The organism is uncultured Rhodococcus sp. (assembly GCF_963525155.1).
In the GTDB taxonomy this organism is placed as follows: domain Bacteria; phylum Actinomycetota; class Actinomycetes; order Mycobacteriales; family Mycobacteriaceae; genus Rhodococcus_F; species Rhodococcus_F qingshengii.
Map to the genome: position 1 here is coordinate 1 of NZ_CAURKP010000042.1, position 14,559 is coordinate 14,559.

General features: G+C 62.5%; 16 protein-coding genes and 1 pseudogene. 8 read left to right on the forward strand and 9 right to left on the reverse strand.

The window, feature by feature from the left end; genetic code table 11:
* From RWT78_RS11540 to RWT78_RS11550, 3 genes and pseudogenes are all read left to right on the forward strand, one after another.
* Nucleotides 1–188 (forward strand): annotated as a pseudogene (locus RWT78_RS11540) (cytochrome ubiquinol oxidase subunit I); the annotation flags it as partial.
* A 45-nt stretch (nucleotides 189–233) separates the two neighbouring features.
* Nucleotides 234–707 carry a MarR family winged helix-turn-helix transcriptional regulator gene (locus RWT78_RS11545; protein WP_003939892.1) on the forward strand — a complete coding sequence of 158 codons (474 nt, stop codon included), beginning with the start codon at nucleotides 234–236 and terminating at the stop codon, nucleotides 705–707.
* Nucleotides 708–762: 55 nt separating this feature from the next.
* Nucleotides 763–1,182, forward strand: coding sequence for a DUF5313 family protein (locus RWT78_RS11550; RefSeq protein WP_042451127.1), 420 nt, complete (start codon nucleotides 763–765; stop codon nucleotides 1,180–1,182).
* 9 nt (nucleotides 1,183–1,191) lie between these two features.
* On the opposite strand, the gene RWT78_RS11555 is transcribed toward RWT78_RS11550, so the two are convergent.
* A complete protein-coding gene (locus RWT78_RS11555) occupies nucleotides 1,192–2,220 on the reverse strand; it encodes an NAD(P)/FAD-dependent oxidoreductase (protein ID WP_070160662.1) in 1,029 nt (342 codons plus the stop codon).
* A gap of 33 nt (nucleotides 2,221–2,253) precedes the next feature.
* On the opposite strand from RWT78_RS11555, the gene RWT78_RS11560 reads away from it, so the two are divergent.
* On the forward strand, nucleotides 2,254–2,880 hold the full coding sequence (locus RWT78_RS11560; RefSeq protein WP_003940282.1) for a helix-turn-helix domain-containing protein: 627 nt from the start codon (nucleotides 2,254–2,256) through the stop codon (nucleotides 2,878–2,880).
* Nucleotides 2,881–2,936: 56 nt separating this feature from the next.
* Nucleotides 2,937–3,395, forward strand: a complete 459-nt coding sequence (locus RWT78_RS11565) for a GNAT family N-acetyltransferase (RefSeq protein ID WP_042451126.1) — start codon at nucleotides 2,937–2,939, stop codon at nucleotides 3,393–3,395.
* 12 nt (nucleotides 3,396–3,407) lie between these two features.
* On the opposite strand, the gene RWT78_RS11570 is transcribed toward RWT78_RS11565, so the two are convergent.
* From RWT78_RS11570 to RWT78_RS11595, 6 genes are read right to left on the reverse strand one after another with little or no spacing between them, the layout of a single operon-like run.
* Complete coding sequence (locus RWT78_RS11570; RefSeq protein WP_003940554.1) at nucleotides 3,408–3,944, reverse strand: AAA family ATPase; 537 nt, start codon at nucleotides 3,942–3,944, stop codon at nucleotides 3,408–3,410.
* A 53-nt stretch (nucleotides 3,945–3,997) separates the two neighbouring features.
* Nucleotides 3,998–4,792 (reverse strand): MHYT domain-containing protein, encoded by a 795-nt coding sequence (locus RWT78_RS11575; protein ID WP_003939865.1) that lies wholly within the window; start codon nucleotides 4,790–4,792, stop codon nucleotides 3,998–4,000.
* 40 nt (nucleotides 4,793–4,832) lie between these two features.
* Nucleotides 4,833–5,420 (reverse strand): ATP/GTP-binding protein, encoded by a 588-nt coding sequence (locus RWT78_RS11580; RefSeq protein ID WP_003940118.1) that lies wholly within the window; start codon nucleotides 5,418–5,420, stop codon nucleotides 4,833–4,835.
* Nucleotides 5,401–5,775, reverse strand: a complete 375-nt coding sequence (locus RWT78_RS11585; RefSeq protein ID WP_003939996.1) for a DUF742 domain-containing protein — start codon at nucleotides 5,773–5,775, stop codon at nucleotides 5,401–5,403. Before RWT78_RS11585 ends, RWT78_RS11580 begins: the two co-directional genes overlap by 20 nt.
* A gap of 5 nt (nucleotides 5,776–5,780) precedes the next feature.
* A complete protein-coding gene (locus RWT78_RS11590; protein WP_003940329.1) occupies nucleotides 5,781–6,197 on the reverse strand; it encodes a roadblock/LC7 domain-containing protein in 417 nt (138 codons plus the stop codon).
* Entirely contained in the window at nucleotides 6,194–9,040 is a 2,847-nt protein-coding gene (locus tag RWT78_RS11595; RefSeq protein ID WP_276116218.1) for an ATP-binding protein, read from the reverse strand. The genes RWT78_RS11590 and RWT78_RS11595 overlap by 4 nt, the downstream gene beginning before the upstream one ends.
* Before the next feature lie 378 nt (nucleotides 9,041–9,418).
* Between RWT78_RS11595 and RWT78_RS11600 the strand changes: the two genes are divergently transcribed.
* Nucleotides 9,419–9,928: a hypothetical protein gene (locus tag RWT78_RS11600; RefSeq protein ID WP_030534948.1), complete on the forward strand. Its 510-nt coding sequence runs from the start codon at nucleotides 9,419–9,421 to the stop codon at nucleotides 9,926–9,928.
* A 4-nt stretch (nucleotides 9,929–9,932) separates the two neighbouring features.
* On the opposite strand, the gene RWT78_RS11605 is transcribed toward RWT78_RS11600, so the two are convergent.
* Together RWT78_RS11605 and RWT78_RS11610 are read right to left on the reverse strand one after the other, a co-directional pair.
* Nucleotides 9,933–11,375 (reverse strand): phospholipase D-like domain-containing protein, encoded by a 1,443-nt coding sequence (locus RWT78_RS11605; RefSeq protein ID WP_065351271.1) that lies wholly within the window; start codon nucleotides 11,373–11,375, stop codon nucleotides 9,933–9,935.
* Entirely contained in the window at nucleotides 11,372–12,475 is a 1,104-nt protein-coding gene (locus tag RWT78_RS11610; protein ID WP_314675732.1) for an NAD(P)-binding domain-containing protein, read from the reverse strand. The genes RWT78_RS11605 and RWT78_RS11610 overlap by 4 nt, the downstream gene beginning before the upstream one ends.
* A gap of 112 nt (nucleotides 12,476–12,587) precedes the next feature.
* On the opposite strand from RWT78_RS11610, the gene RWT78_RS11615 reads away from it, so the two are divergent.
* Nucleotides 12,588–13,319, forward strand: a complete 732-nt coding sequence (locus RWT78_RS11615; protein WP_003940192.1) for an enoyl-CoA hydratase — start codon at nucleotides 12,588–12,590, stop codon at nucleotides 13,317–13,319.
* Between the two features lie 62 nt (nucleotides 13,320–13,381).
* Nucleotides 13,382–14,497, forward strand: coding sequence for an MBL fold metallo-hydrolase (locus RWT78_RS11620; RefSeq protein ID WP_030534946.1), 1,116 nt, complete (start codon nucleotides 13,382–13,384; stop codon nucleotides 14,495–14,497).
* Nucleotides 14,498–14,559: the final 62 nt, after the last annotated feature.

Consider the following 14,559-nt stretch of genomic DNA (forward strand, 5'->3'; position numbering starts at 1 on the left):
GGGCAACCACCTGCCCGCCGCCGCGTCACAACTTCACCGAGTTGCCGCGCATCCGCAGTGAGCGTCCGGCGTTCGAGCTGCACTACCCGCACATGGTGGAGCGAATGAGGGCGGAAGCGCACGTGGGTCTCACCGGGCAACCCACGTCGACGTTGGAGAAGAGTGACGATCGTCGCCAGATTGATTAGTGCAATAATAGTTGCTGCACTAATTAATCTGATAACATCGGATTCATGACGACGAAGGCTCCGCAGACGCAGATGGATGATCCGCTGGCTCTCGACCGGCAGGTGTGCTTTGCACTTGCGGTCGCGAACCGGGCGGTGCTGTCCGTCTACCGGCCACTGCTCGAGCCGATGGGCCTCACGCATCCCCAGTACCTGGTGATGCTGGCACTGTGGGGAAAGTCGCCGATGGCGGTCAAGGAAATCGGGCAGGCACTGCAACTCGATTCGCCGACGCTGTCGCCGCTCCTCAAGCGACTCGAGGCGTCCGGGCTGATCACGCGAACCCGTAGCCGCGCCGACGAACGGCAACTGGACGTGGACCTCACCGAAGCCGGTGTGGCACTGCGCGCGGAGGCGGAGAAGATCCCGCCGGCGGTTGTCGCGAAGCTCGGCGTCAGCCTCGCCGAACTCGAAGAACTCCACAATGTTCTGACGCGGGTCAACGAGGCCGCGCTCCGCGCCGGAGCCTTGGACCAATGAGAGAAATGTGATGACTGCATCCGAAAGAAACGTGATGACTGCGTCAGTACCGTCGATGCGTACCGAACAGGTGACTTCCGTGACTTCCAAAAAGCAACGTACGAGCCCGAATCCTCTTCAGTGGTTGGGTTATTCAGTGGGGCGCAAACTGCCCGATTCGATGCAGGACTGGGTACGAAACGACCTGATCGGTGACTGGGCCGTGCCGCGTCACCTGATCCGAAGCATGGTGCCGTTCATTCCAGTGTTCGCGGCCTTCATGCTCTTCCCCGGACCGTGGGCCCTGCGGGCATCGATGGTGCTGCTCGGAGTGCTTCTGGCACTGTTCTATTCGGTCTCCTACATGGCTCAGAACAGGTCGCGCCGCCTCGAGCGTCACGGTTTGCCTTCCGACCTCGAGAACCCGAAGAAGATCTCGCGCCACGACGCCGAGAAGGCCGCCTACGAGAAGTTGCACGGCGGCCCCGCGACGTAGACGCCTCGGTCACAAGCCGTGGAGGGCGCTGCCGCCGTTCAACTCGCAGACGCGTTGCTCCACGGTCGCCGAGAAGCCCCCTTCCGGCTCGGTCGAACGAAGAGCCGATTCGACATCTTGCTCGACCAGATATCCGTTGATCGCGATTGCCGCGGTCGAACCTGCCGCCGCAGCATTGATTACCTGGGCGCGAGGGTCGACGACGTTGCCGGCGCCCCAGATACCAGGAACACTGGTGGCGCCGGAACGATCGACAGCCACGAATCCCGTGGGGCTGGTTTTGCAGCCGAGTCGCGTCAGATGTGCGTCGTTCGGAACGAAACGCGGCGCAACGAACAGTGCTGAGCGCGCAACAAGTTGGCCGTTGTCGAGTTCGACGGCTTTCAGTTTGCTTTTCTCGCAGACCAATCCAGATACCGATCCGTCGGCAACCGTCACTCCTCGGGCAGCCAGTCGCGCGCGTTCGTCGGGGGTGAGCGAGATCTTGTCGGGGAAGAACGTCACATCCGACGACCACTGTCGGAGTAGAAACGCCTGGTGAAGTGACATCTCGCGAGCGTCGCCGCCGAGAACGCCGATCGGTTGGTCGCTGATCTCGTACGCATGGCAGTACGGGCAATGGAGCACGCTTTGTCCCCAAAGCTCCTGGATGCCTGGTATTTCCGGGAGTGAATCCCGGAGACCGGTGGCAACCAGCACAGTACGAGTTTCGAGCGTCGTGCCTCCTGAAAGTTCGACGACAAAGCCGGGTTCGATACCGCGCCAGGAGATGTCGACTACGTCATCTTGTGTCAATTCCACTCCGTACGTCTGCAATTCGCTGCGTCCGACGGCGAGCAACTCACGTGGCGCCATGCCGTCGCGCGAGAGGAAGCCGTGCATGTGTGCTGCCGGTGCGTTGCGCGGTTTGCCGGAATCGATGACGGCGACCGATCGCCGAGCACGACCCAACACCAGGGCTGCGCTGAGTCCGGCGGCGCCACCGCCGACGATCACGGCGTCGAGGATCTCAGTTTCAGTGTGTGTTCGCATGAGCACAGATTGCTAGCGGAGGAGGTTCATCAGCAACTAATGTTGCCATTTCTGGGAATCGTCGTCAGACTCGGCACCATGAATGTCAACGGTCCGCACATCGATGCCGCCATCTCGCAGATCGGCGCGCGCCTCAAACGCATTCGTACACAGAGGAACGTCACGCTCACAGCGCTGTCCGAGTCCACCGGTATTTCGAAGAGCACCCTGTCGAGGCTCGAAGCGGGGGAGCGTCGCCCGAGCTTGGAGTTGCTGCTTCCGATCGCGCTTGCCCACCAAGTGCCGTTGGACCAACTGGTGGCGGCACCGCAGGTCGCCGATCCACGCATCCAGAGTGCGCCTCGAAGCGTCAGTGGGCGAACGGTATTGCCGCTGACTCGGCAACCGGGTGGGTTGCAGGCATTCAAGATGACCATCCCGGCAAGCCAGACGGAACCGGATCCCCAAGTGCACGACGGCTACGAATGGCTGTACGTGCTGTCGGGGAGGTTGCGGTTGGTGTTGGCCGATCACGACATCGTGATGGGTACGGGTGAAGCTGCTGAATTCGACACCCGAAACCCGCATTGGTTCGGCAGTGACGGGCGCGGCCCGGTCGAGGTACTGAGTCTGTTCGGCCCCCAAGGAGAACGCATCCACGTTCGGGCCAAGCCTTCGGCGAAGTGAAGGACAGTCATACTTTCATTCGGTACTGCCGGAAGCGAAGAGGACAGTGAGGATCTGTGCGAATCGAAATTGACGACCTGAGTCGGGATGCGGTCCGTGCTCTACTCACCGAACATCTCGCCGACATGCACGCGACCTCGCCCGCGGACAGCGTTCACGCGCTGGACGTCACGGGGCTGATGGATAGCTCTGTGACCATGTGGACGCTGTGGAGCGAAGGTGACGAGTTACTCGGTTGCGTCGCACTCAAGGAACGGTCGTCGGCGGGCGGCGAGATCAAGTCGATGCGAACGTCATCGGCAGCAAGGGGGCGTGGCGTGGGAACGCGACTTCTTCAACACGTCGTGGACGAGTCGAGACAACGAGGTTACCGGCAACTCGAATTGGAGACCGGTACGCAAGAGTTCTTCGATCCAGCTCGCCGGTTGTACGCGAAATTCGGGTTCGTGCCCTGTCCACCGTTCGGGAACTACCGCGAAGACCCGAACAGCGCATTCTTCGTTCTCACCTTGTGAGCAGCTCGCACGCTACAGCATCTTGGCTGTGATGCGTCGTACTGCACTGTCGGAGTCCATGATTGCGGTGTCGAGCACCAGCCGTTCCGTAGTCCACGGCTCGTAGTCTCGATCCAGAATTTCCTGCCAGGTCGGTAGTACGAGATCCGGGATGTCGACGACTCGCCGTTCAGCGCGTCTGCGATGCTCGTCGGGATCCGAACAGATGACCTCGACACCGAGCAGGCGCGCCGAATTATGTTGTGCGGTAGCGGACCAGGCGTTTCGTGTCGCCTCGACGGGGTTGACGCATTCGACCACGACCGAGAGTCCCAGTCGCAATTGTTCGGCGGCGAGCGCGTACCCGGTGATGTATCCAGCGGTCCCGGACGCGTCAGCTATACCGCTGCGGATCAGCGCCTGTTCGATGGTATCGATCCGCACGAAGGGGATTTGGTGACGCTGCGCAAGCGCCCGCGCGATCGTCGACTTGCCGGTGGCCGGCAAACCACCGATCACGACGAGCGTTGCGCGGGTCGATGGCTGGGGGTTGTGTCCGGCATCCACCATCCCCGAAATGTACGGGGCGTTGTCGATTTACGTGAACTCGCCCCGTACTCTGCTCAGTTCGAGATCGCGAACTCTCGTGCTTCGAACGCCAGATCGTCGGCGGCGGATTCCATTCGTGCCGTCGCACGGTTGGGTGCTGTCAGCACTGCGACAATCGGAACTGCCAACGCCAGCAGGCCGAGAACGAAGACAGGGAAGAGGAATGAGAACACTTCGAGTCCCTGTGGCGCCGGGGCTGCCGCGTCGTGAACAACCTCGACAGCGGCCATTCCGGTGTAGTGCATACCGACGACGGCGATGCCCATGATGATTCCGGCGACGAAACGCAGAATCGTGGACTCGAGCACCATGGTGAACCACAGTGCAGCGGTTCCGGCGACGACTGCGATGAGAACCGACAGTGCAACGAAGAGCAGGTCGTAGTGGATCTCGCCCTGAAAGCGCAAGGCGCGCATACCCGTGTAATGCATGATGTTCACGGCGAGACCGGTTACCACGCCCCCGATCAGAAGCCGCGTCCAGCGAAATTCGGTCCCGATGATCAGCAGGCCGACAAACACGGCCCCTACTGAGATGATCGCGGAGATCACGGTCCATCCGAGGTTGTATCGAATGGGACTGCCGGGGACTGCGAAGCCGAGCATGGCGATGAAATGCATGAGCCAGATGGCGACGCCACCGATCGACAAGGCAGCCATGGCGAGCCATCGCATGCGTGTGGCGGTTGTCGTCGCCGACGCTGAATGCCTGGTGCACGCCAGGCCGACTACCGACCCGACCACGGACACGACGTAGGCGAGTCCGAGCAGCCAGATTCCCATCGAGAAATGGTGCATTTCATCCGACATGCCAGTTCCTTTCGGCGACGATTCGCATCTGGTGATTCATCTAGACGACTGCTTCAGCTGCAAGTCGTTCGAGGGAGTATTCGGTGACGGCGATCAGCGCGCGTTTGGCCGATTCGCGGTTTCGGGCGTCGATCTCGATCATGGGAACCCGGTTGGGTAGAGCCAACGCCTGGCGGAGATCGCTCGCCGAATGGATTGGTGCGCCGTCGAAACGGTTGACCGCCACGATGAACGGGAGGCCTCGCGCCTCGAAGAAGTCGACTGCGGCGAAGCTGTCTTCCAGGCGACGCGTGTCGACCAGAATGACCGCACCGATCGCACCGGTGATCAGGTCGTCCCACATGAACCAGAATCGGCGCTGTCCCGGGGTTCCGAACAGATAGAGGACCAGGTCGTCGGCGAGAGTGATACGCCCGAAGTCCATCGCGACCGTCGTGGTGCTCTTGTCGGGAGTGGATCCGAGATTGTCGATACCGTCGCTGGCGTCGGTGACCATGGCCTCCGTGCGAAGGGGGACGATTTCGGAGACGGTCCCCACAAGTGTTGTCTTGCCAACACCGAAACCCCCGGCGATCACGATTTTTGTCGATTTCACGCGAGACGATGAGTCAGAGTGCCCGAAGTCCACTGAGGGTCCTTTCGATCAGTTCGCGTCGCTCGACTCGAGATGCGTCGCTTCGCAGAGTGGCATGTATTTCCAGTGATCCGGCTACTACGAGGTCGGCGACCAGTACCCGCACGACTCCGATCGGAACACCCAGGTGGGCAGCGATCTCGGCAACCGAGATCCGCTGCTCGCAGAGTGCGACGATCGATGCACGAATATCCTGCGGTGCAAGATTGTTCGAGACCACGTCTTCGATCGTCGCGATGATCGCTTCGAGTGGGAGGTCGATGGACGGCAGGGTCCGACCTTCGGTGAGCGCGTACGGCCGGACCAAGCTCGGTTCGGCGTCGTCGTACTCGGATTGATGGTGAGGCATCGAACTCAAATACCCTGCGATGTTCTCGGGGCAATGTCCATGGTGGTCCCGACGCGATCGACGAGAGTCGCCATTTCGTAACCGATCTGGCCGATGTCGCATCCGGCGACAGCGAGGGCGGCAAGGTAAGCGCCACTACCGACGCCCATGAGAAGCAGGTAGCCGTTCTCCATCTCGACGACGGACTGCATGACGGCTCCACCGTCGAAGAGGCGTGACGCCCCCGCGGACAGGCTGGCGAGTCCGGAAGTGACAGCGGCTAATTGATCGGCCCGGTCGAGCGGAAGATGTGTGCTCGAGGCCGTCAACAACCCGTCGGCTGAGACGATGATCGCGTGACTCACACCCGGCACGTCTCGGGCAAAAGCCGATACCAGCCAGTCGAGTGCGCGGGGAGTCTCTTGGGCTCCGACAGTGTTCACTGTTCTCCTTCATCGTTGTGCAACATCGTGGACGCTTCGAAAGACTGTCCGCCATCGGGCTGATGGTCGGCAGCGCGCCGACGCCCTCGTTGTACTCCGGATTGGTAACTGCTCCAACCACGTTGGACGTCCGCCGGATTGGATGCATGGCGCTGTGTCGTTCCACCTCTCCCGACGGCACCGGGAACCAGGCGGGCTCCGCGGTCTCGAATGGGAAGTCCGGAATCGGCGATCTTGGTGACCGGCATCTCGAACGAGGTCCGAGCGGCCAGCCAGCCTTGATCCGCGTCGGTGGTCCACGCACTGCCGGTGGAAGCAGCTGACGTCTCCGCCGTCGGGTCCACGAGCCACTCGGACACCATCCGGGCGAAAATCGGCATCGTGGTCGGGACAGCGAGTACGCCGTTCGAGTTGCCGTCTCCCGCGCCGTCAGCGCGCGTCGATGCGCGAGCAGAGAGCCCGTCACGGGTGCGCGAGGAGAAGAACGCCGCAGTGTTTGTCGGCGTCGGGGGTGAGAGCCGGTGCCGTGGCGGCGGGGTTGTCGACGGGTGTGGACCCACCGGGATCTCGGGACCCTGTGCCGGCGAGGTGAATTCCGGCGAAGGAGTACGCACGGGAAGGGACGTCGATGCGCTTGTGCCTTCGGGATCGGGCAGAGGAGCGAAGGACGACACCGAGGTGGCGGGTGCAGCAGTGGTCGGAGTCGAGGTACTGACCGCCGGTACTCCACTTGTGCCCGGAGTGCGACGTGGCAACCCCGAAGGGGCTGTTGTCGTGGGAATGGATTGCGGTGTGATCGGGGCGAACGTCTCAGTCCGGTCGGTGCTGTTGCTGGGCGTTCGACGCGGGAGATCTGCGAAACTTCTGGTCGCAGGCCGCGGGGGTGCCAATTCGGTCGGAACGGGCTGTGACCAGGACGGTTCAGACGGTGCGGGCGGCGGAGTCCGATCGAGCGTGGGCACGGGTCCGGTTCGCGGCGTGCGGATCTCGGGTCCCCGAGAAGAATCGAGTATCGACGTCGGTAGGAGCACCGTTGCGGTGATGCCGCTGTGCGTCGACGACGTTGCCGTCGGGCGCAGGCGCACAGAGATGTTGTAGCGACGACTGATTCGGCTCACGACGAACAAACCCATGCGACGCGCTGTATCCGCGCTCATCTCGCCGCCGGCGGCGAGGCGCTCGTTGGCATCGAGGATATCGGCAGGCGACATGCCGATACCGAGATCTGCGATCTCGACGATCATGGAGCCGTCGATGGTGCGGGCAGCGTTGATGGAGACGGTGGTCTCCGGCGGGGAGTACCGCAGAGAATTGTCGAGCAGTTCAGCGATGAGGTGAACGACGTCCGGGGCAGCATGACCGGTGACGACTCCGGGCGGTATCTGCCCGAGTTCGACGCGTCGATATTCCTCGACGCCTGATACCGCCGCACGAAGGATATCGCCGAGAGCGACGGGGGCGGTTCTGGCGCGGCGTACATCGGTTCCGGCGAGAACCAACAAGTTGTCGCCGTTTCTACGCATTCTCGCGGCGATGTGGTCGAGCCGGAACAGATTCTCGAGGCGACGAGGGTCGTCTTCGTCCTGCTCCAACTGTTCGATCAAACCGAGTTGCTGGTCGACGAGGGACTTGTTACGCCTCGACAGCGTTTCGAACATGTCGTTGACCTGGCGCCGCAGGGTGGCCTGCTCGCCGGCCAGCGTGATGGCCTGACCGTGCATGTCGTCCACCGCGCGTGCAAGCTCGCCGATTTCCTCGTGGGTGCGGATCGGTACACGGGCGAAGTCGACGTCGTCGATACTGGCACCTGCGCGAATTCGTTCGATCGCGTCGGGGAGTCCGCGTCGTGCTGCTTGCAATGCGGCAAATCGCAGCCGACGGATCGGATCGATGAGCGATCGGCTGATGACGAGGGCGATGGCCAGTGCCAGCAGGACCGCGCCGAGCACGATTGCAGTGTCACGAAGTGCTGCGGTTCGTGCTGCATTGGATTCAGCGGTGACGGTATCGCCGAACTCGGTGACGGTGGTGTCGGTCAGGCTGTTGTACTGGTCGTTTCCGGATTTCAGATCGGTACCGACGCGGCTCCCCAGAGGAGAGGTCGACGGGGTTGATCCGAGTGCGTTGATCCGGTTCTGAGCAGAGTTGCTGAGGGTCCGGACGGTGTCGTTGCTCCCGTCGATGGCGAGAATGTTGTTCAGAGCGACCAGTTCGGCACCGGCGGCACTGACCATCGAGGTACGAGCCTGCTGGTCCGGATCACCTGAGCCGAAGAGGATTCGTTGTTCGGCCAGTGCTCGTCGCGCATCCCAGAGTGCTGAGAGTCGGCCACCCTCTTCGCGCAGCGCCGGACGCTGAGAATGCTCGACGACGCTGGTGAAGGTGCTCGAGAGTGCGCGCGAGACTTCGCCGACCCGCGAAACCAAGCGTGCGGGAGCCACCGCGCCGGCGGCGACCTCCTCCGTGATGGAACGGCTCTCTGCGAGCGCCGAAGTCACTTGGTCGTTGAGGTCGTCGTCGGACTGGAACGCGCGCGCGGCGTCGACCAGTTGATCCATTGCGTCCGAAACCGCTTGTGTGGCGGGGCCGGTGTCAGTGCGTGCCGATGCGGCTTCGGCGAGCTCGTACAGCGCGGATTCGAGATTGATCGCGGCGGGCACAGCGAGGGCGCGCTCGGACGAGGAACTCAGCTGTGCGGCTTCTTCGAGTTCCGTCTGAACGCGAAGGGCTCCGAGGACGACGGCGACGATCATCGGCAATGCGAGAACGGCGATGACCTTCCATCCCAGGCGCCATTCGCCGATCGACCACCAAGAGGTTGTCGTGTGTGAATCGTGTTTCATGCGGAACATGGCCCCTTCACGTCAACCCCCCGTGGGTCATTGTCCGAACCCCTTCGATCCGGTTTGACCAGAAGGGGTAGTTAGCTGAACGGTAACAGACTGTTCGCTGGCTCGCTACATCCCAGTTGGCTTCTTGGATCGCCGATGACTATATCCGGATTGTAAGGCCAGGTGAAAGGGTAAACGGACAAGTGCGGCGAATGGGATAGCCGGATAGTCCAATTTGGTAGCTCGGTGAGCAGTGCTGCCCGGGAATTCGTGGAACTCACGGCAAGCATCTGGCTCGTGTCCCGACATCGAGGACACGTCCGAACGAGGCGCACACGCATGTCAGAATGTGGAAACCGCACCGATGACCGAATTGAACTTGGAGCCATAGTGAGTGGAACTGCTCGCGACGCGTTGCGCGCGATCGCCGAACTGCTCGCCCCTGACAGCGCTGTTGTCATCGATCGTGTGACTCTCGCGATCGACCAACCGGAACGGTATGTCGAAGTACAGAACGAGTTGTACTCACAGACGCTCGAGAAGCCACACCCGGAAATGGCGTGGTTTGCTCTCGTCGACGCATTGCACGAACAAGAACGCCTGGTCTGGGTGGACTGGAACGAGGATGCTGCCGAGGTTCTGGGTCAGCTGCGAGTGCTCACGTCGGCGCCGGCGGGATCGTGGGAGTGGGCGGACAGTCTTGTCGTGGCCTTCGATCGAGCTGCTGGACTCGAATCGCTTCTCGCCCGTATCGGCGACAACATCACCGATACGGGCGTTTCACTTGCCTGGCTCGACAGCGACAGCGATACGTTTCTCCTCGCGCTCGTCCCGAGTGTTCACGGTGCAACGCTCGTCGAACTCGCGCTGGCAACCGGGCACTGCGTGCGCGTGTTCTAGAGTCTCAGCGTTTGCCGAGCAGGCGGCGCAATCCTTCGATTCGATCGCTCAGTCTGGGCGGCGTGCGCTCGGGATCCATCAGTGCATTTTCAGCGAGCACGTGGTCTTCGCCGTCGACTGTGTTCCGGTCGAATTCGCGCAGACTGCGAGCGTCGGAGGTCGAGAGAGCGCGAACCGTCGACAACAGTGACTGCTCGCCCAACGCGTCGTCGACTTCTTCCTCGGTGACGTCGAGGTGCTCGCTGAGTAGGCGGCGCCTCAATCCGATGATCGAGGCGCGCAACTCGACATCTGCGTCGTCGTCGGATTCGACGGCGATGTCGCACTCGGTGTCGAAGCCCATCGAACGGTTGTTGAGATTCGACGACCCGATTCGCAGGAGGCGATCGTCCATCACGAGAACCTTGGCATGTACGTAAATGGGTGCGCCAGAAGAGGTCACGGGATAAAACGCACCGAAACGGTCGTGGATATCGGCCGACCACAGCAAATGCAGCAGGTCGTGGCGTGCCCCGTCCATCGCCTTTTGTTCGAGCCATCCATCGGCATTGCGGGGAATGACCAGAACGATTTCCGGCCCGTCGGCCTCACGTAGACGCGCGGCAATCGCCTCGGCCAGCGTGCGTGATGCGAGGTACTGGCTTTCGATGTACAGCGTGTGTTCGGCGCCGGCGATGGCCGCGAGATACAGCGCCTCGATCTCACGAACCTCCGCGCGCTCGCCGAGTTCCGGCAATGTTCTGGCGACGGCTACGTCGACCACCCGCAAGGTGGGAGCCAAATTGACGGGCCATGGAGTCGTAGTGCTCTTGACCGGTGTCAGATCCTCGCCGGTTGCGGATTTCCAGCGTGCCCGCGCCAATTCGCCGATGGCCGCAGCCGCATTGCCGTCGACCGCCGTGGTTGCGTCATGCCAAGGGCCGTAACGCCTTCCGCTCGGCGTGATTCGATAATCGTTTCGGTCGACGTGATCCGAGGTGTCCCAGCGGTCCACAGTCATGTCGATGCCGCCGCAGAACGCCAGAGCGTCGTCGATGACGATGATTTTCTGATGGTGCGCCGCACCAACCGGGTGGGCGCCGTCGATCTCGAACCGTAGGCGCTCGTCGGTCAGCCAGTTGGACACGAAGACGGGAGTCATGCCGCGGCCGATTGCGGTGAACGCGCCGATGTTCCATTTGAGTACGAGGATTTCGAGGTCGGGTTTCTCGCGGACGAGCCAGCGGAGGAACATTCCCAACCGGTTGGGGCCGTCGAGAGTCTGCTTGCCTGGTTCGAGTTTGATGCGCGTGTCGAAGTCCCAGCCGATCAACATGATTCGCTTCTCAGCTTGCAGCATTGCGGACTTCGCATGATGAAAGTAGTCAGCGGCGTCGACGATGCAGGCAAGATTGTCCGCCGGTTCGATGCGCCAGCAGGTTTCGCCCGGAACAAGGATTCTGTTCATTCGCCGATTCCCAGGTACGCGGTCAGTTCGCGCGCTGCCGCTTGGCCGGCGCGGTTGGCTCCGATCGTCGACGACGACGGTCCGTATCCCACCAGGTGCACGCGAGGGTCGGCTTCGACCTGCGTGGCGAGGCGCCCGGTCATCGGAATTCCGCCACCCGGTCCGCGCAGGTGCAACGGCGCCAGGTGATCGAGTGAGCTACGAAAACCGGTGCACCACAAGATGACATCGGCGTCGACGACGGTACCGTCGGCCCACTTCACGCCGTTCGGAAGAATTTCGGAGAACAACGGCAGTCGATTCATCACACCACGCTCACGTGCTGCCCGGATGGCAGGCGTCACGGGGAGGCCGGTCACCGAGACAACGGATCCCGGTGGCAGGCCGCGTCGTACACGATCTTCGACCATGGCAACCGCAGCGCGGCCGATGTCCGGCGTGAACGGCTCGTCGCGGAACTCGGGTTCGCGCCGCGTCACCCAGGTAGTGGTCGTGACGCGTGAGATCTCGTCGAGCAGTTGCACAGCCGAGATCCCGCCGCCGACCACGACGACATGTTTGCCTTCGAACTCGGCAGCGGTTCGATAGTCCTTCGTGTGCAGTTGTCGGCCACGGAACGACTCGGCCCCGCGATAGTGGGGGATGAAGGGCCGCTCCCAGGTCCCCGTCGCGTTGATCAAGCCTCGCGCCGCGAATACTCCCTGGTCGGTCTCGATCCGCAGACGCTCTTCCCTCGGACACACCACTCGCGTGTGTACCGGGCGGTGGACGGGAAGTTCGAATTGCTTTTCGTACAGTTCGAAGTAGTGGGGGACCGCCACCGATGCAGGCACCTGTTCGGCGTCTGTACCGGTGGTTTCCGCGAAGGACATTCCCGGGAGGTCATGGACGCCGTTGACGGTGCTCAGTGTCAGGCTCGGCCAACGGAACTGCCACGCCCCGCCCGGCCCCGACGCATGATCGAGCACCACGAACCCCGATTCGGGCTCGATTCCGAACTTGCGCAGGTAGTACGCGGCGGAGAGTCCGGCCTGTCCGGCGCCGATCACCACCACGTCAACCGGGTGTGGTTGCTGTGCGGCAAGGTCGTCTGTACTCATCGGTAATCTAACCTCCTGATGTACAGAACTTAGCTGCAGAGAAGTATGCGGACGGTATCGGCGCCTCGGAACATCCCTGTGTCGAGCCTTCCAGAAACGAAAGTGAGCGGACATGATCGGGTTCTCCCGTGACGGCAACGTCGTGACCATCGAGTTGCAGCGTCACGAGCGTCGTAATGCGCTCAGCGCCGAACTCTGCATCGCAATACGGGACGCGATGAACGCGGCGGTAGCCGAGCACGCGCACGTCGTCGTCATCACCGGTGAGGGATCGGCGTTCTGTGCAGGCGCGGACCTTTCCGGCGACGTCTACATGGAGGGCTTCACCGATCGCCTGTTCGAGATGCTTCGCTCTATCGACACGGCGCCCATCCCCGTCATTGCCGCTGTCAACGGTCCGGCCATCGGCGCGGGCACGCAACTGGCCATCGCGTCGGATCTTCGCGTCGTAGCGCCGAGCGCTCGCTTCGGAATCCCGGCCGCCACCCTCGGTGTCTCGGTGGACAAGTGGACGATGCGTCGGCTCGCGTCGCTGGTCGGCGGCGGTCCCGCGCGCACCATTTTGCTCGGCATCGAACAGATCGGCGCCGAAGAAGCCTTCACTCGCGGCCTCGCCAACAAAATCGGAACCCTCGACGACGCTCAGGAATGGGCACACCGCATTGCAAATCTCGCACCGCTGTCGTTGCGGCACATGAAGATGGTTCTCAACGACGACGGCACCATGGAGGAGCAGTCTCCCGAGCAGCTCGACGCGCTTCACGCCGCCTGGCTCAGCGAGGACGTCCAGGAAGCCCGCGCTGCCCGCATCGAGAACCGCCCTCCCGTATTCAAGGGTAAGTAAAGCTGGTTGCAGGGAAAACAGGCGCCGGGCACGCAGGGCAGATAGTGGCTACGCTCGTCTGAATGAAGAAGACGACGGTTCTCGGAGTTGCTGCTGTTGCCGCGGCGACGGGGTGGGTGGCGCGAGCCGCATGGGGCATCCCGACGCAGATCGGGGCCTCGCGAAACACGGTGCAACCGTATGCGGCGATGTCCCCGCGATACCGGGACCGCCAGTTCCACAACTCGGAGCCCAGCAGCACACTGGTTCCGGGCACCGATGTCGGAATGTTCAAGTCGATGGCTACGAGAGGGTCGACGGGTCGGCCGCGTCAGCCGATTCCGTTGGCCACTCCGCTGGCACCGGCGGCAGCCGGCGACGCGGCGGTGACGTGGTACGGCCATTCGAGCGTTCTCGTCGAGGTCGACGGCTACCGCGTTCTCGCCGATCCGGTGTGGAGTGAACGCGTATCACCCTCGGCCACAGTAGGTCCCGCACGCATGCACCCCACTCCGGTGGCTTTGACCGAACTGCCTGCAGTGGATGCGATAGTCATCTCTCACGATCACTACGACCATCTCGACATGGCTACGGTCAAGACCCTGACTCGTACACAGACCGCTCCGTTCGTCGTGCCGATCGGTATCGGTGCGCACCTGCGGCACTGGAAGGTGCCCGAGAACCGGATCGTGGAACTGGACTGGGACGAGTCGACCAAGATCGGCGACCTGGTCCTCACGTGCACGGAGGCTCGTCACTTCTCCGGTCGTGGCCTTGTCCGGAACACGACCCAGTGGGCGTCGTGGGTATTCGCCGGGCCGAAGCACCGGGTCTTCTTCGGTGGTGACAGCGGATACACATCACGTTTCGAACAGCTGGGTGAAACCTATGGGCCTTTCGATCTGACGCTTCTCCCCGTCGGTGCGTACGACGTGCGCTGGCCGGACATCCACATGAATCCGGAAGAGGCAGTGCAGACGCACATCGACCTCAACAAGGGCGACGGGTCGCGCGGTGTCTTCGTCCCGATTCACTGGGCGACGTTCAACCTCGCGTTTCACTCGTGGTCGGAGCCGATCATTCGCCTCGACGAGTCGGCTGCAGATGCGGGCACAACAGTGTCGGTCCCGATGCCGGGCGGCAGGATCGACGCGTTGTCACCGACACCGCCGTCGAAGTGGTGGATACCGCTGGGCTGAGCGGCGAAGTGTCGCGGACGTGGTTGCCTGTCGAGTCGCACCCTGATTAGTTGCTCCGGGTG

What these genes read in the sequence shown, in the direction of transcription:
- RWT78_RS11545 (WP_003939892.1), top strand. Translation starts at nt 234, where the DNA reads ATGACGACGAAGGCTCCGCAGACGCAGATGGATGATCCGCTGGCTCTC.
- RWT78_RS11550 (WP_042451127.1), top strand. Translation starts at nt 763, where the DNA reads ATGCGTACCGAACAGGTGACTTCCGTGACTTCCAAAAAGCAACGTACG.
- RWT78_RS11560 (WP_003940282.1), top strand. Translation starts at nt 2,254, where the DNA reads ATGTTGCCATTTCTGGGAATCGTCGTCAGACTCGGCACCATGAATGTC.
- RWT78_RS11570 (WP_003940554.1), bottom strand. Translation starts at nt 3,944, where the DNA reads ATGGTGGATGCCGGACACAACCCCCAGCCATCGACCCGCGCAACGCTC.
- RWT78_RS11575 (WP_003939865.1), bottom strand. Translation starts at nt 4,792, where the DNA reads ATGTCGGATGAAATGCACCATTTCTCGATGGGAATCTGGCTGCTCGGA.
- RWT78_RS11585 (WP_003939996.1), bottom strand. Translation starts at nt 5,775, where the DNA reads ATGCCTCACCATCAATCCGAGTACGACGACGCCGAACCGAGCTTGGTC.
- RWT78_RS11595 (WP_276116218.1), bottom strand. Translation starts at nt 9,040, where the DNA reads ATGAAACACGATTCACACACGACAACCTCTTGGTGGTCGATCGGCGAA.
- RWT78_RS11605 (WP_065351271.1), bottom strand. Translation starts at nt 11,375, where the DNA reads ATGAACAGAATCCTTGTTCCGGGCGAAACCTGCTGGCGCATCGAACCG.
- RWT78_RS11610 (WP_314675732.1), bottom strand. Translation starts at nt 12,475, where the DNA reads ATGAGTACAGACGACCTTGCCGCACAGCAACCACACCCGGTTGACGTG.
- RWT78_RS11615 (WP_003940192.1), top strand. Translation starts at nt 12,588, where the DNA reads ATGATCGGGTTCTCCCGTGACGGCAACGTCGTGACCATCGAGTTGCAG.
- RWT78_RS11620 (WP_030534946.1), top strand. Translation starts at nt 13,382, where the DNA reads ATGAAGAAGACGACGGTTCTCGGAGTTGCTGCTGTTGCCGCGGCGACG.